The organism is Neobacillus sp. NPDC097160 (genome assembly GCF_044762155.1).
Taxonomy (GTDB): Bacteria; Bacillota; Bacilli; order Bacillales; family Cytobacillaceae; genus Neobacillus.
In genome coordinates this window covers 1-24,343 of sequence record NZ_JBIWDU010000029.1, presented here as the reverse complement: position 1 = coordinate 24,343, position 24,343 = coordinate 1, and the positions used below count along the sequence as shown (strand labels likewise).

General features: G+C 41.3%; 24 protein-coding genes and 1 rRNA gene. All 25 read left to right on the top strand.

Annotation, left to right across the window (positions count from 1 at the left end; translation table 11 throughout):
- Positions 1–195: 195 nt before the first annotated feature.
- The gene (gene spoVT, locus ACIQXV_RS27540; protein ID WP_402964982.1) at positions 196–732 is read left to right on the top strand and encodes a stage V sporulation protein T; all 537 of its coding nucleotides are present in this window, start codon (positions 196–198) and stop codon (positions 730–732) included.
- 90 nt (positions 733–822) lie between these two features.
- On the top strand, positions 823–2,436 hold the full coding sequence (locus ACIQXV_RS27535; RefSeq protein WP_402964910.1) for a putative polysaccharide biosynthesis protein: 1,614 nt from the start codon (positions 823–825) through the stop codon (positions 2,434–2,436).
- A 4-nt stretch (positions 2,437–2,440) separates the two neighbouring features.
- The gene (yabN, locus tag ACIQXV_RS27530) at positions 2,441–3,916 is read left to right on the top strand and encodes a bifunctional methyltransferase/pyrophosphohydrolase YabN (protein ID WP_402964907.1); all 1,476 of its coding nucleotides are present in this window, start codon (positions 2,441–2,443) and stop codon (positions 3,914–3,916) included.
- Positions 3,917–3,935: 19 nt separating this feature from the next.
- Positions 3,936–4,202, top strand: a complete 267-nt coding sequence (locus ACIQXV_RS27525) for an RNA-binding S4 domain-containing protein (RefSeq protein WP_066094539.1) — start codon at positions 3,936–3,938, stop codon at positions 4,200–4,202.
- A gap of 144 nt (positions 4,203–4,346) precedes the next feature.
- The gene (yabP, locus tag ACIQXV_RS27520) at positions 4,347–4,649 is read left to right on the top strand and encodes a sporulation protein YabP (protein WP_402964904.1); all 303 of its coding nucleotides are present in this window, start codon (positions 4,347–4,349) and stop codon (positions 4,647–4,649) included.
- Positions 4,646–5,278, top strand: coding sequence for a spore cortex biosynthesis protein YabQ (gene yabQ, locus ACIQXV_RS27515; protein ID WP_402964902.1), 633 nt, complete (start codon positions 4,646–4,648; stop codon positions 5,276–5,278). Before yabP ends, yabQ begins: the two co-directional genes overlap by 4 nt.
- A gap of 14 nt (positions 5,279–5,292) precedes the next feature.
- Complete coding sequence (locus ACIQXV_RS27510) at positions 5,293–5,676, top strand: FtsB family cell division protein (RefSeq protein ID WP_402964899.1); 384 nt, start codon at positions 5,293–5,295, stop codon at positions 5,674–5,676.
- 95 nt (positions 5,677–5,771) lie between these two features.
- Positions 5,772–6,209 carry a S1 domain-containing RNA-binding protein gene (locus ACIQXV_RS27505; protein WP_402964896.1) on the top strand — a complete coding sequence of 146 codons (438 nt, stop codon included), beginning with the start codon at positions 5,772–5,774 and terminating at the stop codon, positions 6,207–6,209.
- Between the two features lie 292 nt (positions 6,210–6,501).
- On the top strand, positions 6,502–8,970 hold the full coding sequence (gene spoIIE, locus ACIQXV_RS27500; protein WP_402964893.1) for a stage II sporulation protein E: 2,469 nt from the start codon (positions 6,502–6,504) through the stop codon (positions 8,968–8,970).
- Between the two features lie 94 nt (positions 8,971–9,064).
- On the top strand, positions 9,065–9,802 hold the full coding sequence (locus ACIQXV_RS27495) for a VWA domain-containing protein (RefSeq protein ID WP_402964891.1): 738 nt from the start codon (positions 9,065–9,067) through the stop codon (positions 9,800–9,802).
- The gene (locus ACIQXV_RS27490; protein ID WP_402964979.1) at positions 9,771–10,787 is read left to right on the top strand and encodes a protein kinase domain-containing protein; all 1,017 of its coding nucleotides are present in this window, start codon (positions 9,771–9,773) and stop codon (positions 10,785–10,787) included. The genes ACIQXV_RS27495 and ACIQXV_RS27490 overlap by 32 nt, the downstream gene beginning before the upstream one ends.
- Positions 10,788–11,001: 214 nt before the next feature.
- Entirely contained in the window at positions 11,002–12,387 is a 1,386-nt protein-coding gene (gene tilS / locus ACIQXV_RS27485; RefSeq protein WP_402964888.1) for a tRNA lysidine(34) synthetase TilS, read from the top strand.
- Between the two features lie 31 nt (positions 12,388–12,418).
- Complete coding sequence (gene hpt / locus ACIQXV_RS27480; RefSeq protein WP_402964977.1) at positions 12,419–12,964, top strand: hypoxanthine phosphoribosyltransferase; 546 nt, start codon at positions 12,419–12,421, stop codon at positions 12,962–12,964.
- A 140-nt stretch (positions 12,965–13,104) separates the two neighbouring features.
- Positions 13,105–15,063 (top strand): ATP-dependent zinc metalloprotease FtsH, encoded by a 1,959-nt coding sequence (ftsH, locus tag ACIQXV_RS27475; RefSeq protein ID WP_402964885.1) that lies wholly within the window; start codon positions 13,105–13,107, stop codon positions 15,061–15,063.
- Positions 15,064–15,171: 108 nt separating this feature from the next.
- Positions 15,172–15,939, top strand: coding sequence for a type III pantothenate kinase (locus ACIQXV_RS27470; protein ID WP_402964883.1), 768 nt, complete (start codon positions 15,172–15,174; stop codon positions 15,937–15,939).
- Between the two features lie 330 nt (positions 15,940–16,269).
- Positions 16,270–17,148, top strand: a complete 879-nt coding sequence (gene hslO, locus ACIQXV_RS27465) for an Hsp33 family molecular chaperone HslO (RefSeq protein ID WP_402964880.1) — start codon at positions 16,270–16,272, stop codon at positions 17,146–17,148.
- A 24-nt stretch (positions 17,149–17,172) separates the two neighbouring features.
- On the top strand, positions 17,173–18,072 hold the full coding sequence (locus ACIQXV_RS27460; protein WP_402964878.1) for a peptidyl-prolyl cis-trans isomerase: 900 nt from the start codon (positions 17,173–17,175) through the stop codon (positions 18,070–18,072).
- Between the two features lie 168 nt (positions 18,073–18,240).
- The gene (cysK, locus tag ACIQXV_RS27455; protein WP_402964875.1) at positions 18,241–19,170 is read left to right on the top strand and encodes a cysteine synthase A; all 930 of its coding nucleotides are present in this window, start codon (positions 18,241–18,243) and stop codon (positions 19,168–19,170) included.
- A 109-nt stretch (positions 19,171–19,279) separates the two neighbouring features.
- A complete protein-coding gene (folP, locus tag ACIQXV_RS27450; protein WP_402964872.1) occupies positions 19,280–20,122 on the top strand; it encodes a dihydropteroate synthase in 843 nt (280 codons plus the stop codon).
- The gene (gene folB, locus ACIQXV_RS27445; protein WP_402964869.1) at positions 20,115–20,474 is read left to right on the top strand and encodes a dihydroneopterin aldolase; all 360 of its coding nucleotides are present in this window, start codon (positions 20,115–20,117) and stop codon (positions 20,472–20,474) included. The genes folP and folB overlap by 8 nt, the downstream gene beginning before the upstream one ends.
- Before the next feature lie 2 nt (positions 20,475–20,476).
- Positions 20,477–21,004 (top strand): 2-amino-4-hydroxy-6-hydroxymethyldihydropteridine diphosphokinase, encoded by a 528-nt coding sequence (gene folK, locus ACIQXV_RS27440; RefSeq protein ID WP_402964866.1) that lies wholly within the window; start codon positions 20,477–20,479, stop codon positions 21,002–21,004.
- Complete coding sequence (locus tag ACIQXV_RS27435) at positions 20,956–21,162, top strand: helix-turn-helix domain-containing protein (RefSeq protein ID WP_402964862.1); 207 nt, start codon at positions 20,956–20,958, stop codon at positions 21,160–21,162. The genes folK and ACIQXV_RS27435 overlap by 49 nt, the downstream gene beginning before the upstream one ends.
- Before the next feature lie 67 nt (positions 21,163–21,229).
- Positions 21,230–22,231, top strand: a complete 1,002-nt coding sequence (gene dusB, locus ACIQXV_RS27430; protein WP_402964859.1) for a tRNA dihydrouridine synthase DusB — start codon at positions 21,230–21,232, stop codon at positions 22,229–22,231.
- A 182-nt stretch (positions 22,232–22,413) separates the two neighbouring features.
- Positions 22,414–23,913: a lysine--tRNA ligase gene (lysS, locus tag ACIQXV_RS27425; protein WP_402964856.1), complete on the top strand. Its 1,500-nt coding sequence runs from the start codon at positions 22,414–22,416 to the stop codon at positions 23,911–23,913.
- Between the two features lie 349 nt (positions 23,914–24,262).
- Positions 24,263–24,343: ribosomal RNA gene (locus ACIQXV_RS27420) — 16S ribosomal RNA — on the top strand; the annotation flags it as partial.

Genomic DNA, 24,343 nt, shown 5'->3' with positions numbered 1-24,343 from the left:
TTGTTTGCGGCTATTCCTGATGAGTATCGCAAGTATGTTTGGAAAATTCGATGCATTTTTGAAAAAATAATACGATTGTGTATAGAACTTTCCAGATGAAAGATACTAAGTTCAAAGTTGGTGATGATTACTATAAAAGGAAAGATTGTCATTACCAAGTTGAAAAATCATCAGATGAAAGTGAGGCAACATTGGATGAAAGCAACTGGAATAGTTCGTCGAATTGATGATTTGGGTCGCGTTGTCATTCCCAAAGAAATACGCAGAACCCTGCGTATCCGCGAAGGGGACCCGTTAGAGATTTTTGTGGATCGTGACGGGGAAGTCATATTAAAGAAGTATTCACCAATCAGCGAATTAAGCGATTTTGCCAAAGAATATGCAGAAGCCCTATTTGACAGCCTCGGTAATCCTGTTTTAATTTGTGATAGAGATACGTATATTGCCCTTGCCGGCGGTTCTAAAAAAGATTATTTAAATAAGAATATCAGTGATTTAGTGGAAAAAACAATGGAAGAACGGAACTCGGTGCTCCATACTGAGCAAGGCGATATCGCGTTGGCTGATGGAAATGATGAGACTGTATCTTCTTATACCATAGGGCCGATTATTGCAAATGGTGATCCAATTGGTGCAGTTATTATTTTTTCTAGAGAAGGAACACTTGGAGAAGTGGAGCAAAAGGCAGTTGAAACAGCTGCAGGATTCTTGGCAAGACAGATGGAGTCATAATTGATAAAAGCAAAAAAGACAGCGAATGCTGTCTTTTTTATGTGCTATAATTACCTTCGAGTTTAATTAGTAGGTGAAGCAATGAATTCGATGAATCAATCAAAATCCCTGTATAAAGGGGCGTTTATTTTAACGATTGCGGCTATTTTGACCAAAATTTTAAGCGCCTTTTACAGGATTCCTTTTCAAAATATTGTCGGTGATATTGGCTTTTACATTTATCAACAAGTGTACCCATTTTACGGAATAGCGATCGTTTTGGCGACAACGGGATTTCCTGTTGTTATTTCCAAACTTTATGCGGAACAAAAGGCAAAAGGCGACGATGGAAATTCCCGTCTTCTTCTACTGGTATCATTTATTTTTTTACAGGTATTTGGCATTATTTGTTTTTCCATTCTCTATGTTGGAGCCGATGGTATTGCAAACTGGATGAATGACCCTCATCTAGCCATATTATTAAGGGTTGTTTCGATTGTGTTTTTAACCTTCCCGCTTGTTTCGGTCTTAAGGGGATATTATCAAGGGATTGGAAATATGGTTCCGACGGCCTTATCCCAAGTTGGGGAACAAACAATTCGGGTGCTGACGATTCTGTTCTTATCGTATCTGTTTATGCAAAAAGGCTATTCCCTCTATTTAGTTGGCGGCGGGGCCATGTTTGGCTCGATTACGGGGAGTATTGTCGCAGGTGTTATTTTGTTTATGTTTTTATCGATTCGTAAAGAATGGAAAGGGATCAAGCCGAAGCAGGGGATGTATCAACATTACCGGACGGAAGTCAAGGGAATTGTAAAGGCGCTGATCTTCCAAGGACTGATGATTTGTTTAAGTGGGATGCTTATGATTTTTATTCAATTAGCAGATTCCTTAACGCTCTATTCGTTACTTGTTGCAAATGGTATGGAAGAAGATATCGCGAAAAGTGTGAAGGGGATTTTTGACCGCGGCCAGCCATTGATTCAGTTAGGAACGGTTGTTGCAACCTCAATGGCGTTAACCCTTGTCCCGCTCATCAGCAGGGCGCGCGTAGCGGAGAAGTCGGATGAACTGCATGAAAAGATCCAATTAGCGCTAAAGGTTAGTCTTGTCATCGGGTTGGGTGCATCTGCCGGTCTATGGGCGATTATAGAACAAACGAATACGATGCTGTTTGAAAACGAATTGGGATCATCGGTGCTAGGAGTGCTCGGCTTTGTCATTCTTTTTACATCGATCATCTCAACGGTTATTGCGATCATGCAGGGATTGGGCAGTCTGCTATTCCCTGCTTTTGCTGTAGTAGTCTGTTTTCCAGTAAAATATAGTTTAAATGTTGTGTTCATTCCGTTGTATGGAACCATGGGTGCCGCTATTTCATCCCTACTTTCATTAGGATTGGTCTGCGGCCTGCTATTCCTTAAATTTAGAAAAATGACTGCACGTCCGCTATTTACATGGCGCTTTATAGGAATCATTCTACTGGCAGCCGCATTGCTGGTTCTCTTTTTAAAAGGCTATATATATATAACAGATCATGTTATGGACTTGATTAGATTGGAGCGGCTAGGGGCGGCGATGCAATCTTTAAGTGCTGTGGCACTTGGCGGTCTGCTCTTTATATTGGTGATTATTCGCGGAAAAGTGTTTCGTGAGGAAGAATTGGTATTATTCCCACTTGGAAGTAAACTAAGACATTTTTTAGCGCGAAAGGATAGGAGGTAATCAAATGGGTAAAAAAATTGAAATACTTGGCTTAGGGGCAGGAGACTTAGAGCAGCTGCCTTTTGGCGTATATAAAAAATTACTTCATGCCGGCGGGTCCATATTTTTACGGACAAAAGAGCATCCGGTTGTGGGAGATTTAGAAAAAGAAGGACTGACCTATACATCCTTTGATGATGTTTACGAAAAACACGAACAGTTTGAAGCAGTATACGAGGAAATAGCAAGGACATTATTGCTGCAAGCGGAGAATGGTCCAATTGTTTATGCCGTTCCGGGACATCCGCTTGTGGCTGAGCGTACAGTTCAACTGCTAATCGACTATGCTCAAGAGGAAGCGGTTGAAATCATCATCGGCGGCGGGCAAAGCTTTATTGATCCTATATTTGCCGCGTTAAAAATTGATCCGATTGAAGGATTCCAGCTGCTGGATGGGACGGCACTACTATCCTCCCAGCTGCAGATGGAGCAGCATATCTTTATTAGCCAGGTGTACGATCAATTTGTGGCGTCGAATGTAAAGCTAACTTTAATGGAAAAATTACCTGATGATTATGAGGTATATATTGTAACGGCAGCCGGAAGCAGTCAAGAAGTCATCGAAAAGGTGCTTTTGTATGAGTTGGATCGAAATGTCACGATTAATAACCTGACGTCGGTCTATATTCCGCCGGTAAAGGAAGAACAAATTCTGTTGAAGAATTTCTCTAAACTGAGGGACATTATTGCCAAACTTAGAGGGCCAAATGGCTGTCCATGGGATAAAGAACAAACACATGAATCATTAAAGAAATATTTAATAGAAGAAACTTATGAGGTTATCGAGGCGATTAATCAAGATGATATTGACCATTTAATAGAAGAACTTGGGGATGTGCTGCTGCAGGTGATGCTCCATGCGCAAATTGGCGAGGATGATGGGTATTTTTCGATTGATGACATTATTGAAGTGCTGTCGGCGAAAATGATTCGTAGGCATCCACATGTTTTCGGCACGGGGAAAGCAGCCAATGCGGAAGAAGTAGTTCAAAACTGGCAGGAAATTAAGCAACAGGAAAAGGGAGGCTTAGCTGCACCGTCTTCCTTGCTTGAGGGTGTCTCAAAAGCACAGCCGAATTTGCTGCGGGCGTATGAACTGCAAAAATTAGCCGCAAAGGTTGGCTTTGATTGGCAGGAAATTACCCCTGCTTTGGCGAAAGTGAAAGAAGAACTTGATGAATTTACGGCTGAGCTGGATGGAACAGAAGATGGCCTTTTACGCGCTAAACAGGAATTTGGCGACTTGGTATTTGCGTTTGTTAATGTGGCACGGTTTTTAAAGATCCATCCGGAGGAAGCATTATTTGAAACAAACGAAAAGTTTACGCGCCGGTTTCAATACGTGGAGGAAAGGGTAAGAACGAGTGGCAGGTCATTTGAAGACCATACGCTTGAGGAGCTCGATCAATATTGGGATGAGGCAAAATTAAAGGGTTTATAACCGTGGGAGGAATCGGCATATGCGTCTAGATAAGTTTTTAAAAGTATCCAGATTAATTAAAAGAAGAACATTGGCAAAAGAAGTATCCGATCAAGGTAGAATTGAAATTAACGGAAAAGAGGCAAAGGCCAGCTCAACCGTAAAAGTGGGGGATGAACTAACGATTCGTCTTGGTCAACGGAAAGTAACGGCAAGAATTGACCGGATCCAAGAAACATCCCGCAAGGATGAGGCGGCGGAGATGTATACGATCTTAAATGAAGAGAGACTTGGCTCAATCGACTAAAGCGTGTTGCCCTAGCTAAAAGATTCCAGTGGCACGAATCCGCAAGCTCCGGAGCATGGAGCTTGCGCTTTTCGTTGTTCTATTTTAGCCGTCTTTCACATACATTTTAGCAGAAGGTTGTACAAATGATTGTGAGGGATGAGTATGAGCCAATATTATGATAACCAGCCGACGAAGAGTAGTGTTCCGGATCATGATGTCATCATGAGAGGAAGAAAGCTTCTTGATATTACCGGGGTGAAACAGGTAGAAAGCTTTGATAATGAGGAATTCTTATTGGAAACGTCTATGGGGTTTTTAGCAATTAAAGGACAAAACCTGTCAATGAAAAATCTTGATGTCGAAAAAGGGATAGTTTCAATAAAGGGAAAGATTTTTGATTTAGTCTATCTTGATGAACAGCATGGGGAGAAAGCTAAGGGCTTCTTTAGCAAGTTATTCCGATGACCCTTTCGACGCAATTTCTTACCATGCTTTCCATGATTGGCATGGGGTCATTATTTGGTGCCATGTTTGATACGTATCAACGGTTTTTAAAACGGCCGAAGAAAAAAGCTTGGATTGTTTTCATAAATGATGTATTATTTTGGATCATTCAAGCTTTGATTATCTTTTATACGTTATTTTTGGTGAATAATGGAGAATTGAGATTTTATATCTTTATCGCACTTGTTTGTGGGTTTGCAGCCTACCAGAGCTTGCTTAAAGGGATGTATCTGCGTTTCTTGGAAATGTTGATTCGTTCGGTCATTGCCATAGCAATGTTTCTGAAAAAGACCTTCCAGCTCCTGATTTATAAGCCTGTCGTTGGTCTTATTCAGGTTGTTTTGACCATCATTCTCGCAATTGGCAGGGGACTATTAACCCTTGTCAAATTTGTTTTTAAGGTTTTATTATTGATAGTAAAGATTATTTTTGTACCAGTGCAAAAAATATTGTTATTATTTTGGAAACTTTTGCCGAAAGGTATTAAAAAAACCGTCGAGAAGTTATATAATATAACGGCAGGAAATTTTAAGAAAATAAGGAATTATATTAGTAAGTGGATAAATAAATGGAAAAGTAGAAAAGAGTAAGGAGGGGAAGGGAAATGGGCGCGGAACGAAAAAAAAATGTGTCAAAGATCCAGACAACCTATGTCGAGCAGCAGGAATATGCGGAAATTGCCTCTGCCAGAAAAAGAAAATTGTTACTAAGACGATTATCGTTATTTCTCGTTTTTGCGAGCTTCCTATCGTATCTGATGATATCCAGCTATATTTCCCAGACCACTAAGCTCGAGGCAAAGGTTGCTCAAAAAAAGAAGCTGGATCACCAGCTTTCAGAATTAAAAAAGCAGCAAGATATCCTGAAAGAGGATATCATTAAATTAAATGATGATGACTACGTTGGAAAGCTGGCTAGAAAAGAATACTTTTTCTCAGAAAAGAACGAAATTATCTTTAATATTCCTGAAGGAAAGAAGGAAAAATGAACGAATGTCGCGAGTTATTGACACTGAATTTTTCCATTCTGTATAATATATAGTAAGATTGATTTTTTATACTTTTAAGGAGGAACATTCTTTTTATGTCAATTGAAGTAGGCAGCAAGTTACAAGGAAAGGTAACAGGGATAACCAATTTCGGAGCGTTTGTGGAGCTGCCGGGTGGCTCAACCGGACTCGTACACATTAGTGAGGTTGCTGATAACTATGTGAAAGATATCAATGACCACCTTAAGGTTGGAGACCAAATTGAGGTAAAAGTCATCAATGTTGAGAAAGACGGGAAAATTGGCCTATCGATTAAAAAGGCCAAGGATAGACCAGAGCCGGAAAGAAAACAACATTCGCACTCACATTCGCAACGTCCTCGTCAAGGCAGATCAAACGATCGTAATAACAATAGAGGGGAAACCTTCGAGTCAAAAGTGGCAAAGTTCCTAAAAGATAGTGAGGATCGTTTAACTTCCTTAAAGCGAAACACGGAATCCAAGCGTGGAGGAAGAGGAGCTAGACGGGGTTAACTTGCTTCTAATTAATTGGATAAGGCAGAGGTTTCACTTTAATATCAAATAGACAAGACAAGTCCAAGCGGCTTGTCTTCTTTGTTGTGAAGAAAAAACCTTTTCCACTTACTACGACTTGGAAAGGGTGCCTGACACCCTTTCTCCTTTATACGACATGATTATGTTATTTGGATGAAAATAGTGAAAACGGTCGAACGATTTTTTTAGCTTGTTCATTATTTTGACAAACTTTTAATCCTATACATTTTATAATAGTGGGCAACGATGAAAGAATAGGGAGAGTGATTTAGTGGAAAAGACAAACGTGAGTTTCATAGAACCTGTCGGAGAAGTCAGCCTTCATTCATCTAAATGGGATTTGAGCAGGCCTTTAAGAAAAATTCAATTAATGCTGGAGTCCTTTTTTATCAAAAAGGGTTATATCTTATTAATAGTGGGATTTTTACTTGGACGAGCCTTAATTTTGGCGAAGCTGACCCCCTTTTGTCTTCCTTTTTTTGCATCTGTTTATTTAATAAAAAGGGATCGGGCACCGCTTGCCCTGATTGGACTGATTGTTGGGGCAGCGACGATTTCATTATCCAATGCCGCCTTTACCTTTATCGTCACCATTATCTTTTTAGTTATTTTTCGAATCAGTCAAAAATGGCTGACAAATGAGATGCGATCACTGCCCTTTTTTACCGGTATTATCCTTGGGGTGGGGAAATTAGCTGAAACCTTCATCCTCTCAAGGCAAGTAACGGTATATGATCTAATGATGGTCGGTGTCCAAGCAAGCCTCGCGTTTATTTTGACACTCATCTTTTTGCAAAGTATTCCATTGTTAACATTTAATAAACGAAGGCAATTGTTAAAAACAGAAGAAATTGTGTGTCTGATCATCATGCTCGCTTCCATTTTGTCTGGAACAATTGGCTGGAAGGTTTATGATATGTCAATTGAACATATTATGTCGAGATATTTGGTTTTAGTGTTTTCTTTCATTGCCGGGGCAACGGTTGGCTCCACAGTTGGGGTAGTGACTGGATTAATTTTTAGCCTGGCAAGTGTTTCAAGCTTCTATCATATGAGTCTCCTTGCCTTTTCAGGTGTGCTCGGCGGCCTGTTAAAGGAAGGGAAAAAAATAGGAGTTTCCATTGGCTTATTTATTGCCACCCTGCTCATCGGCATGTATGGCGAGGGCGGCGGCTCCATTCTGCAAACTGTTCTGGAAACAAGTGCTGCAGTGCTCTTATTCCTCTTAACACCACAAGCGTTTACTTCAAGATTAGCAAAATATATTCCTGGGACACCAGAATACACGGCCGAGCAGCAAAAATATATGCGCAAAATGCGAGACGTGACAGCACAACGGGTTTCGCAATTTTCAGGTGTGTTCCATGCCTTATCAAAAAGTTTTTCACAAATGGAAGTACTGCCGGATGACGATGAACATGATCGGGAAATGGATTACTTCATGAGCAATGTCACGGAAAGGACATGTCAAACATGCTTTAAAAAGGAACAATGCTGGGCAAAGAATTTTAATACAACCTATGCCTTCATGGAGGAAATTATTCACGAAATGGATCAAAATGATGGAAATGTTTCACCACGGCTGTCAAGGGATTGGGAAAAGCATTGTTCTCGTTCAAAAAAGGTATATGAAACGATTGGTCAAGAATTAACCTTTTTTCAAGCCAATTTGAAATTAAAGAAGCAGGTTCGGGAAAGCCGTAAACTGGTGGCCGACCAATTATTAGGTGTTTCTGAAGTCATGGATAATTTTGCGAAAGAAATTCAACGGGAAAGGGAAAATCATCATAAGCAGGAAGAACAAATTATGGAAGCGATTCAGGAATTTGGGATCCATATTGAACAGGTAGAAATCTACAGCCTTGAACAAGGGAATGTTGATATTGAGATGGCTATTCCTTTTTGCAATGGCCGTGGTGAGTGTGAAAAACTCATCGCACCGATGTTATCCGATATTCTTGGGGAAACGGTTATTGTGAACAAGGAGGAATGTGCCACCTATCCAAATGGTTTCTGTCATGTGACCTTCAGATCATCAAAGGCCTTTACGGTGGAAACAGGAGTAGCCCATGCGGCCAAGGATGGAGGCTTAGTATCGGGTGACAGTTACTCCACCATTGAACTTGGTTTGGGAAAGTATGCGATTGCCATTAGTGATGGCATGGGAAATGGAGAGAGAGCCCATTATGAAAGTAATGAAACACTACAGCTTTTGCAAAAAATTTTACAATCGGGGATTGAGGAAAAAACAGCAATCAAATCCATTAATTCCATCCTTTCACTACGGACGACCGATGAAATTTTCTCTACATTAGATTTGGCCATGATTGATTTGAAAAATGCCTCAGCGAAATTTTTGAAAATCGGCTCAACACCGAGTTTTATCAAAAGGGGAAATAAAGTCATTAAAATTCAGGCAAGCAATTTGCCGATAGGGATCCTTCAGGAATTTGAAGTGGATGTTGTCAGCGAACAATTAAAAGCCGGAGATTTATTAATTATGATGAGCGATGGCGTGTTTGAGGGACCAAAGCATGTTGAAAACTATGATTTATGGATGAAACGAAAGGTGCAGGAATTAGAGACAGATGACCCGCAGGAGGTAGCGGATTTAATTATGGAGGACGTGATCAGATCTAGATCGGGATTAATTGATGATGATATGACCGTTACGGTGGCAAAAATAAAACATAACACACCAAAGTGGGCGTCGATACCGGTTTATAAAAAACGAGCCTAATTGATTATTTTGCGCAGACCTCAGCTAAAATATGTATAAATCACCCTAATCCCGTCGAAAATGGTATCAATACGTTTCGTGGAGGGAGAAGGTTATGTATACAGGGAAGATCCGGCAAATATTATTAATTACAGATGGCTGCTCGAACCAAGGTGATGATCCAATTGCCATGGCTGCACTCGCGAAAGAACAAGGAATAACAGTGAATGTTATTGGTGTGATAGAAAAGGACGTTATTGATGAAAAAGGTATGACTGAAATCGATGGTATTGCGATGTCAGGCGGCGGAGTCAGCCAGATTGTTTATGCGGAGGCACTTTCACAAACCGTGCAAATGGTTACCCGTAAAGCGATGAACCAAACGATTCAAGGTGTGGTGAACAGCCAATTACAGCAAATATTAGGCCGTTCCCAAACAATGGAGGACCTGCCGCCGGACAAACGCGGGGAGGTCATGGAGGTTGTCGATGAATTAGGAGAAACTGTCGAATTAGAAGTGTTGATTCTTGTCGATACAAGTGCAAGCATGAAGCACAAGCTTCCAACGGTTAAAGAGGCGCTTCTTGACCTCTCTCTAAGCTTGAACGCCCGCACAGGAGATAATCAATTTTCTGTTTATGTATTTCCCGGGAAAAAGAATGATGTCGAAAAATTGCTGGATTGGACTCCAAAGCTGCAAACTTTGACAAGTGTTTTTTCTCAGCTGTCTACGGGTGGAATTACACCGACCGGTCCGGCCTTACGGACTGCCTTATCGGCTTTTAATCAAAAACAATCATTAAGGAGCCTGCTTTCACGTGATGATGAATCATTCTTTGAAGAATCAATGTAAGGTAAGCCCGGGGACAATCATTTCTGGAAAATGGCATTCACAAAACTATACAATCATAAAGGAACTAGGATTTGGCGCAAACGGGGTGGTCTACCTTGCAAAGCACAATAACACTCTTGCTGCATTAAAAATGAGTGATAACGGCATGTCGATTACCTCTGAGGTAAATGTGTTGAAATCCTTCGCAAAGGTCCAGGGGTCAACCCTCGGGCCTTCTTTGCTTGATGTTGACGACTGGCAAGGCCCGCAAGGCCGAATATCATTTTATGTGATGGAATATATTCAAGGCCCGGATTTCCTTTCATTTATACAGGAAAAAGGGAAGTCATGGACAAGTGTTTTATTTTTGCAGTTGCTGAATGATTTGGGCCAGCTTCATGAAAATGGTTGGGTATTTGGGGATTTAAAGCCGGAGAATTTAATTGTTACTGGACCGCCGGCGAAAATAAGGTGTATCGATGTTGGCGGCACTACTATTCAAGGCAGAGCAATCAAGGAATTCACCGAGTTTTATGACCGAGGATATTGGGGATTGGGCTCACGAAAGGCAGATCCATCCTATGATTTGTTTGCAGTGGCAATGATCATGATTAACACAGCCTATCCGAAACGGTTTTCTAAAACCACGGGAGGGATTTCCCAGCTAAGAGAGGCCGTTCGACAAAAGCCGGAACTGCTAAAATTTGAAAAAGTGATCTTAAAGGCACTACAGGGAAAGTACAGTGATGCTAAGCAAATGCGGGCTGACCTGTTCGATACTATGGTTGAGAAAAAGATTCCCAATCCCGATCCCCCTATGCGAACTAGTGGAACAACCAGTCATGTCTCTATTCAACCACAGCGGAAGAATACGAAGGACACTCAGCCCATCTCAAGGCAGTCCTATCGACGAAAGAAGAAAAAAAGCGGCTGGATGGAATTTTTGTTTATTGCGGTCGTTCTAGGAATTTTATATGCTTGGTATACTTTTAATAATTTACCTTAATAAATGAAACCAATTCAGTGTTTGCTCGTATATAAAGAAGGTAAATGCATTAGTGATGTGTTTAGAAATGAAATGGAAAAATTTCTACCTGATTTCTATTACCTATGCTTTGATAGTTTATTCTTAAAAGTGGTAAGCTAATAAGAAAAGCGGAAGTACCAAGGGCACTTCTGCTAGACAATTTTCAAATTACTTTTAGAGAGAGTGCAATCATATGTTGGAATCAAAGGTCGAGTCTTTTCTAAATCGCCATACATTCAACCTTGAAAACAAAAAAATCATTGTTGGCGTATCAGGGGGCCCGGATTCTTTAGCACTGCTTCATTACTTGCTTAAGGAAAAGGAAAAAAGGAACTTAGCAATTGTTGCTGCACATGTTGACCATATGTTTCGCGGAGAGGAATCCTTTCTCGATGCCATGTTTGTAAAAAGCTTTTGTGAACAGCATGGAGGGGTTCCGTTTGAAATGGTGCGAATCAATGTGCCGGAAATCATGGAAGCTACTGGGAAGAGTTCACAAATTGCAGCTAGAGAAGTAAGATATGACTTTTATTTAAAAGTGATGGAGAAGTATCAATTCCCTTATTTAGCTCTTGGTCATCATGGAGATGATCAGATGGAGACCATGCTCATGAGGCTGACAAGAGGAAGCAGTGGAAAGGCAAGAGCAGGCATTCCATTTACCCGCCCATTTCATGATGGTACTATTTTTCGCCCTTTCTTATGTTTAACGAAGGATGAGATTCAACGTTATTGTAAAGAGCATAACCTTACACCAAGGTTAGACCCAAGTAACGAGAAAGGCATTTATAGCAGGAATCGATTTCGTAAACAGGTACTTCCTTTTTTAAAATCAGAAAATAGCCATGTTCATGAACATTTTCAGCGGTTTAGTGAAGAGCTGCAGAGTGATGATGCATTTCTACAGGAATTAACGGTCGAACGGCTCCATGCAGTGGTGACAAAAAGAGAAGAGGACAAAATTACTATTGACATTAAAAGACTTCTTGAAATGCCTTTACCTTTACAAAGGAGAGGGATTCAACTAATATTAAACTATCTTTACAAGGAAAAGCCAGCTTCTCTTTCTGCCATACATATCGATCAAGTTTTTTCCTTAATACATCATCACGAGCCTTCTGGTAAACTGGATTTCCCAAATGGATTGAAGGTTATTCGCTCCTATTTTCAGTTAGCATTTCAGTTTCAGGAAATAACAACTGAACCATATGCTTATGAAATAAGTGAGCCAGGGACGATTATGCTGCCAACTGGCCGGAGTATTAGGATAGATTATGTAGAGAGAGAAATTGCTGATCCACAGCATAATACAGTCTTTTTTAATGCAGAAAGTATTAAATGGCCGATCATCATCCGTACAAGGAAAAAAGGCGATCGAATGACATTGAAGGGAATGCAAGGATCGAAGAAATTAAAGGATATTTTTATTGATCAAAAGGTTCCGGTGCAGGATCGCGACAATTGGCCTGTGATTACGGACAAAGAGGGTTTAATTATTTGGCTTCCAGATTTAAAAAAATCTTCTTTAGAAGGTATAGATTACACAGCAAAACAATATATACAACTCACATATCATTAGTAATGATCTTCTAGGGGGCACAATTATTATGATGAATCAGGATATTGAAAAGGTATTAGTTTCAGAAGAAGAAATTCAAGAGAAGATAAAGGTGTTAGCGGCCGATTTAACGGAGGAGTATAAGGATCGTTTCCCGCTGGCAATTGGCGTGTTAAAAGGAGCAATGCCTTTTATGGCCGATTTATTAAAACGAATGGACTGCTATCTTGAAATGGATTTTATGGATGTTTCAAGCTATGGTACTGGTTTTGTTTCATCCGGTGAAGTAAAAATCTTAAAGGATTTAGATACTTCTGTTGAAGGAAGGGACATATTAATTATTGAAGATATTATCGATAGTGGTTTAACACTCAGTTATTTAGTTGATTTATTCCGTTATCGAAAAGCAAAATCAATCAAGATTGTCACCTTGCTTGATAAACCAACAGGAAGAAAAAGTGCGATAAAAGCTGATTATGTAGGATTTATTGTTCCAGATGAGTTTGTTGTCGGTTACGGTTTGGATTATATTGAAAAATACCGCAACCTTCCATATATTGGTGTGCTAAAGCCGGCAGTTTATAGCGATAATCAATAAGAAAGTCCTGTTTGAAGTGATTTTTCCTTCAATAGGCTCTGATTGTGCCGGACCCTAACAATTGAGAGTAATTCCTTGAATTAGCAAGTTTTTCTATGATACTATTTATTATAGTTTTTATCCGCGGGAGGAGGTAAGAGATGAATCGGATTTTCCGTAATACCATCTTTTATTTATTGATATTTTTAGTCATTATAGGTGTTGTTAGTTTCTTTAATGGAAGTAATGAGCCTACAGATCATATTTCATATGATAAGTTCGTTTCCCAATTAGAAAATGGTGAAGTCAAATCATTTTCAATGCAGCCTGAACGTGGGGTGTATGAGGTTCGCGGGGAGCTCGAGGCAAAAAGTAAAAAATTCATAACCTATATTCCAAACAGCGAAAAGATCCTTGATCGGATTGATAAGGCAGACTCGAAAGTAGACGTGATGCCGGCTAAAGAAACAAGTGGCTGGGTTACCTTCTTTACTTCGATTATTCCGTTCGTGATTATCTTTATATTATTTTTCTTCTTATTAAACCAAGCTCAAGGCGGCGGCAGCCGAGTGATGAACTTTGGTAAATCGAAGGCGAAGCTTTATAACGATGATAAGAAAAAGGTTCGTTTTAGAGATGTAGCTGGAGCTGACGAGGAAAAGGCAGAATTAGTTGAAGTAGTTGAATTTTTAAAAGACCCGCGCAAGTTTGCTGAACTTGGAGCCCGGATTCCAAAAGGTGTCCTCTTAGTAGGGCCTCCAGGGACTGGTAAAACATTGCTGGCACGGGCTACTGCTGGTGAAGCCGGCGTACCGTTCTTCTCTATTAGTGGTTCAGATTTCGTTGAAATGTTTGTCGGGGTGGGTGCATCTCGTGTACGTGATTTATTTGAAAATGCCAAGAAAAATGCTCCATGTATCATTTTTATTGACGAAATTGATGCAGTTGGCCGTCAGCGTGGTGCCGGACTCGGCGGAGGTCACGATGAGCGTGAACAAACCTTGAATCAATTGTTAGTTGAAATGGATGGATTCGGAGCAAATGAAGGAATTATCATCATTGCTGCAACAAACCGTGCAGATATTCTAGACCCAGCGTTATTACGTCCAGGACGTTTTGACCGCCAAATTACCGTTGACCGTCCGGATGTGGTAGGACGTGAGGCAGTACTAAAAGTTCATGCACGCAATAAACCATTAGATGAGACGGTTAATTTAAAGAATATCGCCATGCGTACACCTGGATTTTCAGGTGCCGATTTAGAGAATTTATTGAATGAGGCGGCGCTCGTTGCAGCCCGAAGCAGTAAAAAGAAAATCGATATGGAAGATATTGATGAAGCAACTGATCGCGTTATTGCAGGTCCAGCTAAGAAGAGCAGGGTTATTTCGGAAAAAGAACGGAATATTGTTGCTTTCCATGAGGGCGGCCATACGGTGATTGGTTTAGTACTTGATGAAGCTGATATGGTTCACAAAGTTACCATCGTTCCACGCGGTCAAGCAGGCGGATATGCTGTTATGCTTCCTAGGGAAGACCGTTACTTTATGACGAAGCCTGAATTGCTTGATAAAATTGTTGGTTTGTTAGGCGGCCGTGTTGCTGAAGAGATTGTCTTTGGTGAAGTAAGTACGGGCGCTCATAATGACTTCCAACGTGCTACAGGCATTGCCCGTAAAATGGTAACTGAATACGGGATGAGTGATAAACTAGGACCATTACAGTTCGGTCAGCCGCAAGGCGGTCAGGTTTTCTTAGGCCGTGACCTGCATAATGAGCAAAATTATTCCGATGCGATTGCTTATGAAATCGACTTGGAAATTCAAACCATTATTAAAGAATGTTACGAAAGAGCTAGAAAGATTCTTACTGAAAATCGCGATAAGCTGAATCTAATTGCAACCACTCTTCTTGAGGTAGAAACGCTCGTTGCGGAACAGATCAAATACTTGGTTGAACATGGCCATATGCCAGACCCATCTCTCCACTTAGATGCTGTGAAGATTGGACCAAAGAAAAAAGATGATGTGAAGGTAAACATCAACACAAAAAAGGATGAGGGCGAAAAAGAAGAGAAATCCTTTTTAGATAAACCTTCTGATGAAATTGATTATAAGTAAATGATGAAAGAGTGCTTCCTGTGAAGCGCTCTTTTTTTCACACATATACGATTTATGGTATGATGTTGCCATGTTAAAAAAGAAAAATCGATAAAGCGAGTGATAGATTTGATTTTCGTATTCGATGTGGGAAATACCAATATTGTTTTAGGTGTTTATAAAGGTGATGAACTGAAATACCATTGGCGGGTAGAAACGAGCCGAAACCGCACAGAAGATGAGTTTGGCATGAGCATAAAAGCATTGTTTGATCATTCTGGTCTTACTTTTTCAGATATTGACGGGATTATTATTTCTTCCGTTGTGCCGCCAATAATGTTTGCCTTGGAAAGAATGTGTCAAAAGTACTTCCATATTAAGCCTCTCGTGGTCGGACCAGGCATAAAAACGGGACTTAATATTAAATATGAAAACCCAAGAGAAGTGGGTGCTGACCGAATTGTCAACGCTGTTGCGGCCATTCACGAATATGGAAGTCCGCTAATTATTGTCGATTTCGGAACGGCCACAACTTATTGTTATGTGAATGAGGAGCGCCAATATATGGGTGGTGCGATTGCCCCTGGAATCGGGATTTCAACTGAGGCCCTATATTCCAGAGCCGCCAAACTGCCGCGGATCGAGATTGCCCGCCCTGAAGGGGTTATTGGCAAAAATACAGTCGCTGCGATGCAGGCGGGTATTGTCTATGGGTATGTTGGACAAGTAGAGGGCATTGTCAAAAGAATGATGGACCAAGGTGGGAAGAAGCCAACTGTTATTGCTACAGGCGGGCTTGCGCCATTAATTGCTCAAGAATCAACAGTCATTGATGTAGTCGACCCATTTTTAACTTTAAAAGGTCTGCAGCTTATCTATAAACGAAATATGGGATAAGCTAATTAGAAAAGCAGAAGCGCCTTGTCCAGGGGCGACAGGCATAAGACGAGCCGGCGAGAAGGTTGTTCTTTAACCTTCTTGACGGATTGGCTTATGACCCCGAGCCCCTAGGCGCTGTAGCTGGACAATAAGAAAAGCGGAAGCGCCTTGTCCAGGGGCGACAGGCATAAGACGAGCAGGCGAGAAGGTTGTTCTTTAACCTTCTTGACGGATTGGCTTATGACCCCGAGCCCCTAGGCGCTGTAGCTGGACAATAAGAAAAGCAGAAGCGCCATGTCCAGGGGCTGCAGTTAGACAATTCGGATACAGCTAGAAGGGAGTTTTACGATGAAGGATTATTTAGTTAAGGCACTTGCCTATGATGGAAATATTCGTGCTTATGCAGTTCGCACGACAGAAACGATTAGCGAAGCACAGCGCCGTCATCAAACATGGCGGACCGCTTCAGCGGCACTAGGCCGCACGATGACCGCAGGGGTCATGATGGGGGCGATGCTTAAGGGTGAAGATAAACTTACGATTAAAATTAACGGCGGCGGCCCAATTGGCCCTATTGTTGTGGATAGTAACGCCAAAGGCGAGGTCCGCGGTTATGTGACCAACCCGGAGGTTGATTTCGAATCAACAGAAAATGGGAAGCTTGATGTCCGCCGAGCGGTTGGAACAGATGGTCTGTTAGCTGTCGTTAAGGATATCGGGCTGCGTGACTTTTTTTCCGGCCAAGTTCCACTCGTATCTGGTGAATTAGGAGAAGACTTTACCTATTATTTCGCTACATCTGAGCAGGTACCTTCTTCTGTGGGTGTTGGTGTTTTGGTGAATCCGGATGATACCATTTTGGCTGCAGGCGGGTTTATTTTTCAATTAATGCCTGGCACACCTGATTTAATCATTTCAAAACTGGAGGAACGGTTAAAAACAATTGAGCCTATTTCTACGTTAATCGAACGCGGTCTAACACCTGAGCAAATCCTTGAAGTGCTGTTTGGGAAAGAGCAAGTTAAGGTACTAGAAACAATGCCGGTAAGCTTCCAGTGTAACTGCTCTAAAGAACGATTTGCCAATGCGATTGCCGGATTAGGTGCGGCTGAAATAACCGCTATGATTGAAGAAGATGGACAGGCCGAGGCACACTGTCACTTCTGCAATGAAAAGTATCTATTTTCCAAGGAAGAATTAGAAGAGCTAAAAAGGGAAGCAAAATAAATGTCTTTGTCGGGGGAGAAAAGGTTGGGGAAGAAGCAACTTTGGATGGTTATTGCGGCCCTTATTATGCTTAATTGCTTAACTGTGGCCTTTTTCCTTTCAAGAACTGACGAGGCAGGCGGTGCGGCGGTGAATGAAGAGGCCGTTGCGACAGTGGGGGAAAAGGCAATCACACGGCAGGAATGGCTTAATGAATTAGAAACCAGATATGGAAAAGACGTCTTAAAGGAAATGATTGATCAAAAGGTCATAGTGGAAATGGCGGCAAAATATAAGATAAAAATTTCCGATCAAGATGTTGAGCGTGAATATAGAATGCTCCAAACCACCTATAATTCCTTTAGTTCAAAAAAAATTCAAAATGAGAAGAAGTGGAAGGAACAAATTCGGAACAGTCTTCTGTTGGAAGAGCTTTTGACAAAAGACGTAGTGGTTTCGAATAAAGAATTGAAAAGCTATTATGATAAAAATAAACATCTTTTCAATGTGCCTGCTGCCTATCATTTATCGCATATCATTGTAAAAACAAAGGAAGAGGCAAGTAAGGCTTCTAAGGAGCTAGCCCATGGTTCAAGTTTTTCCACACTCGCAATGGAACGTTCCATCGAGGAGTTTTCAGCTAACGAGGGCGGCGATATTGGCTATATTAGCGAAGAGGATGAGCGGTATCCTACGCAATATATTGAAACGGCTAAAAAATTAAAAAAGGGAGCCTTTAGTAAACCCTTTAAGGTTAAGCAAGGGTATGCTCTCTTAAAACTCGAAGGGAAAGTAAGCGGGAAAAGTTATTCTTATGATGATGTGAAAGAGGAAATTCGCCGGCAAATTGCTCTTGAGCAGATGAAAACGCCAGCTTCTGCTGCAACCTTTTGGGATGAGACAAAGGTAGAATGGTTTTACGGTGACAATAAAAAGGCAAACTAGAAGTACAGAAAATGTTTCTGTGCTTTTCTTATTGTCCAGCTACAGTGCTTCCACATTTTTATTTACAAAAATTTCACAAAATTCCTAATGCAAAGGGATTGACAAAACAAGTATAAAACTGGTAAATTCGATATATCCAATAAAAATACTCGGAATAGGGGTGCCCTTATGGTTCGTGTAGCAAATTCAGTTGCTGAATTAGTCGGTCAAACACCGATTGTGAAGTTAAACCGATTAGTAGATGAAAACAGTGCAGAGGTTTATTTGAAGCTTGAATATTTTAATCCTGGAAGCAGTGTGAAGGATCGTATCGCATTAGCGATGATTGAAGCCGCTGAGGAACAAGGTCTCATCAAACCAGGTGTAGATACTATTATTGAGCCGACAAGTGGAAATACAGGCATCGGACTAGCGATGATTGCCGCTGCAAAAGGATACAACGCAGTCTTTGTTATGCCGGAGACAATGAGCTTGGAAAGAAGAAACCTGCTTCGTGCTTACGGAGCTGAGCTTGTGTTAACACCAGGGCCAGAAGGAATGAAGGGTGCAATTGCGAAAGCAGAAGAGCTTGTTAAGGAACATGGTTATTTCTTACCACAGCAATTCAAGAACGAAGCTAACCCAGAGGTGCATAGAAGAACAACAGGTAAGGAAATCGTTGAGCAAATGGACCAGTTGGACGCATTTGTATCAGGAATTGGAACGGGTGGTACCATTTCCGGTGCAGGAAGTGTCCTCCGTGAAACGTTCCCTGAAGTGAAGATTTATGCTGTTGAACCAAAGGATTCAGCCGTACTGTCAGGCGGCAAACCTGGCCCACATAAACTTCAAGGACTTGGTGCAGGATTTATCCCTGATACCTTGAATACAAGCATTTATGATGAAGTGATTCAAATTGGTGCGGAAGAAGCATTTGAAGCATCTCGCCGTGCTGCAAGAGAAGAGGGAATCCTTGGCGGAATTTCCTCAGGGGCAGCTATTTCTGCAGCCTTAAAGGTGGCAAAGGAATTAGGAAAAGGTAAAAAGGTGCTTGCAATTATTCCTGATAACGGCGAACGTTATTTAAGTACACCACTATACCAATATGATGTGGAATAAAAATAAATTGAGGCTTTGGCATTAGTTGCCGGGCTTCTTTTTTTTGTAAACACTTCTTTGTTTCATATATGATAAAATAAGTGAAAACAACCATGGGGGGGAATATGGAATGAGATCAGCTCAAGAACAAATTCAGTGCGGCCCATATACCTTGGACTTTACGAAAAAAACAATTGTAATGGGAATTTTAAATGCTACGCCAGATTCCTTTTCGGATGGCGGCAAATTTAATCGAATCGAACGTGCGATTGAACATGCAAAGGAAATGGCGGCAAACGGTGCGGATATCATTGATGTCGGCGGCGAATCAACACGCCCTGGCTTTGCCGCAGTTTCGCTTGAGGAAGAACTTGAGCGGGTAATCCCTGTGATAAAGGCCATTTCCGAACATGTTCCATTACCAATTTCGATTGATACATATAAAGCTGAGGTGGCAAAGCAGGCGATCGAAGCCGGGGCTCATATTATCAATGATATATGGGGAGCAAAAGCGGATGAACAGATGGGACGAGTCGCAGCGGAGTACAATGTACCAATTGTCTTGATGCATAACCGTCCCGACCGAAATTATCAGGTATTCATCCGGGACGTGATGAATGATCTTTTTGAAAGCATCGCCATTGTGAAAAAGGCAGGTGTGAAGGAGGAGAATATCATTCTAGATCCGGGCATCGGCTTTGCCAAGGACTATCACGAAAATCTGCTCATGATGCAAAACTTAGATAAGCTGGTCATGCTCGGGTATCCTGTCCTCTTAGGGACATCCCGAAAAACAATGATCGGACAAGCATTAAATCTCCCAGTTGATGAAAGAATGGAAGGGACAGGAGCAACTGTTTGCTATGGCGTTCAAAAGGGCTGCCAAATCGTCCGGATTCACGATGTTAAGGAAATGAGCAGGATGGCGAAAATGATGGATGCAATGATGGGAAAGGGTGTCATGATTGGATAGAATATATGTCAATCGGATGGAGTTTTATGGATACCATGGTGTTTTTCAGGAAGAAACACGGCTAGGTCAGCGGTTTGCTGTGGATTTATCTGTTTCCATCGATTTGAGAAAAGCCGGTGAAACCGATGAACTAGAACACTCAGTCAATTATGGAGAGCTGTACGGTGTATGCAAAGAAATTGTTGAAGGGAAGCCGTATAAGCTTGTGGAAGCTGTTGCGGAAAAAATTGCTGCAGCCATTCTGAGCGAATTCTCTCTCATATTTGATGTTACGGTAAAGGTCATTAAGCCAGACCCGCCGATTCCCGGCCATTACCAGTCAGTTGCTGTAGAAATTACAAGGAGTAGATAATAGTGGAAAACAGTGCATTTATTGCCCTTGGCTCAAATATCGGAAACCGTTATGATAATATAACGAGTGCGATAAAACTATTAACAGGAAATCCAGAAATAAAATTGGTAAATTACTCCTCCGTTTATGAAACAGATCCGGTTGGCTATGAAGATCAGGATTTATTTTTGAATATGGTAATCGAGATCCAGACGGCGTTAAGTGCAACGGAGCTGTTAGAACTATGCCTTGAAACGGAGCTGGAGCTTGGGAGGAAAAGGGAAATAAGGTGGGGACCAAGGACGATAGACCTTGACATTCTCACATTTAACCAAGAAAATATTGAAACGGAGAAGCTTACCGTTCCACATCCAAGGATGGCAGAGCGGGCGTTTGTCATGGTGCCGTTAGTAGAGATCGATCCTAATCATAAGATCCATGGGTTGGAAAAACCTCTTAACATATTGTTGAACGAACTACCAGATAGAGAAGGAGTCCGAATATGGAAGCGGAAAAATGGGGAAGACGTATTCGCGCCTATCGAAAGCTAAAGGGTTACACACAGGAGGGCTTTTCGAGGGAATTAGGTGTATCGGTATCAATTTTAGGAGAGATTGAAAGAGGGAATCGTCTGCCTGCAGGGGATTTACTTGAGAGAATTGCTCATTCCTTGAGAATAAGTATAGATGATTTAGCACCAAAAGAATAAGAAGAGTGAAGGACCCGGTTTACTGCTATACACAAGTCTGGGTGCAGGAATTGGAGGTATACGCTGTATGTTGAAAATTGGCGATATTGAAATAAAGAATCCCGTTGTTTTGGCACCGATGGCTGGTGTCTGTAACTCTGCATTCCGTCTTACGGTAAAAGAGTTTGGCGCAGGTTTAGTTTGTGCAGAAATGGTAAGTGACAAGGGAATCGTTTTTAAGAATGAAAAAACCATGAATATGCTCTATATTGATGAGCGTGAAAAACCGTTAAGCCTGCAAATTTTCGGCGGTGAAAAAGAAACACTAGTGGAAGCTGCGAAATTCGTTGATCAAAATACCAATGCCGATATTATTGATATCAATATGGGCTGCCCCGTGCCGAAAATCACAAAATGTGATGCCGGTGCCAAATGGCTTCTAGATCCTAATAAGATCTATGAAATGGTTTCCGCGGTTGTGGCTGAGGTGGAAAAGCCGGTAACTGTAAAAATGCGGATGGGCTGGGATGAAGAGCATATTTTTGCTGTGAAAAATGCCCAGGCTGTTGAGCGCGCAGGTGGAAAAGCCGTTGCTCTTCACGGACGTACCCGTGTGCAAATGTATGAAGGAAAAGCAAACTGGGATATTATCCGTGAGGTAAAGCAATCCGTTACCATTCCGGTTATTGGTAATGGTGACGTCCAAACACCACAGGATGCCAAAAGGATGCTTGATGAAACCGGTGTTGATGGTGTCATGATTGGGAGAGCTGCTTTAGGGAACCCGTGGATGATTTACCGTACGGTGCAATATTTAGAAACAGGTAAATTAATGGCAGAGCCATCTGTTCGTGAAAAAATGGATGTCTGCATCCTTCACCTTGATCGTTTGATTGCATTGAAAAATGAAGACATCGCAGTCCGCGAAATGCGCAAACATGCTGCTTGGTATTTAAAAGGGGTACCCGGTAACGCAATAGTGCGAAATGCCATCAACGAATGCGATACAAGAGAACAACTGGTTACACTGTTAAAAGATTTGGTCATTGAGGTAGAAGAAAAGGAACAAGACCAGGCAATTGTTGGCTAAGTTTGACTTTCGCAGCTTCCTTTTCTATACTAACGATGTTTACTAAAAGAGCTGCCAGTGGGATAACTGGCAGTTTTTATTCTATATAAATACTTTTTTGATGTCTGAACTGTCAAGTTTGTGTAAAATAATATAGTATGTAAAAAAATAATTATGCGCGAGTTTACATAATTAAGAAATTAATGGAGTTGATAGTGTTGAGTCAGGAAGAATTAAATGATCAAATAAGGGTCAGACGCGATAAAATGAACACAATGCGCGAGAATGGCCTCGATCCATTTGGTAAACGGTTTGAGCGTTCACACAGCACAATGGAATTAGTCGAAAAATATGGAGAGTTAGAAAAGGAAGAGATCGAGGGAAAAAATGTTTCGGTGACTCTAGCCGGACGAATTATGACCAAGCGCGGAAAAGGTAAGGCTGGGTTTGCTCACATTCAAGACCTGCAAGGTCAAATCCAAGTGTATGTCCGCCAGGATGCAATTGGCGATGAACAGTATAAAGTATTTGATTCTGCTGATTTAGGAGACATCATTGGGGTATCTGGAACTTTATTTAAAACAAAAGTAGGCGAGTTATCCGTAAAGGTTGAAAACTTTGAATTTTTAACGAAGGCACTACGTCCGCTTCCGGATAAATTCCACGGTTTAAAGGATGTTGAACAGCGGTACCGCCAACGTTACCTAGATTTAATCATGAGCCAAGAGAGTAAGGAAACCTTTATTGCCCGCAGCCGGATTATTCAGGCCATGCGCCGCTATTTAGATGATCATGGTTATTTAGAGGTTGAAACACCGATGATGCATTCCATTGCCGGCGGTGCGTCAGCAAGACCATTTATTACACATCATAACGCGCTCGATATGCAATTATATATGCGAATTGCAATTGAGCTTCACCTAAAACGCCTGATTGTCGGCGGGCTCGAAAAAGTATATGAAATTGGCCGGGTATTCAGAAACGAGGGTGTTTCTACACGTCACAACCCTGAGTTTACCATGATCGAACTATACGAAGCATATGCAGATTATCGTGACATCATGAGCCTTACAGAAAACTTAATTGCGCACATTGCGGAAGAAGTAGTGGGAACTACAACGATCCAGTATGGTGAATATGAAGTAGACCTTAAACCAGAATGGAAAAGACTTCATATGGTTGACGCCATTAAAGAATACACTGGCGTAGATTTCTGGAAAGAGATGAGCGTAGAGGAAGCTCGCGCACTTGCAAAAGAGCACGGGGTAGAAGTTAATAATAATATGCTTTATGGCCATATCGTTAATGAGTTCTTCGAGCAAAAGATTGAGGAAAAGTTAATTCAGCCAACCTTTATTTATGGACATCCAGTGGAGATTTCGCCGCTTGCAAAGAAAAATAATGAGGATCCACGTTTCACCGACCGCTTTGAGCTGTTCATCGTGGCTCGTGAGCATGCTAACGCATTTACAGAACTTAATGATCCAATTGATCAAAGAGAACGCTTCGAAGCACAGTTAAAGGAACGTGAACAAGGTAATGATGAAGCCCATATGATGGACGAGGACTTCGTTGAAGCATTAGAGTATGGTATGCCTCCTACAGGGGGATTGGGAATCGGAATTGACCGTTTAGTTATGTTGTTAACGAATTCCCCATCAATTAGAGACGTACTATTATTCCCGTTAATGCGCCATCGTTAATAGATGAAAAAAGTGCCGGGACTGCCGGCACTTTTTTCGTATATTCATAAAAGAAATTTTCGAATATTTGTATTTTGAACACTTTGCAAAAAAAGAATAAAAAGCTATTGCATGTAGTCTTTAATGGTGGTATATTAATATCTGTTGCTGCGAGACAGTAGCTTAGTTGAAAAAAAGAAATAAAAAAAGTTGTTGACTTTTAGTTGATAACTTGGTAAGATGTAAAAGTCGCTTTTGAGCGATTGAGAAATTGTTCTTTGAAAACTAAACAAACAAAAACGTCAACAAACAATAAATTATTAGCTTCTTATGAAGCTAAGCCAACGTAACTTTTTTGAGCTAATCAACTTTCTTGGAGAGTTTGATCCTGGCTCAGGACGAACGCTGGCGGCGTGCCTAATACATGCAAGTCGAGCGAATCTTTGGGAGC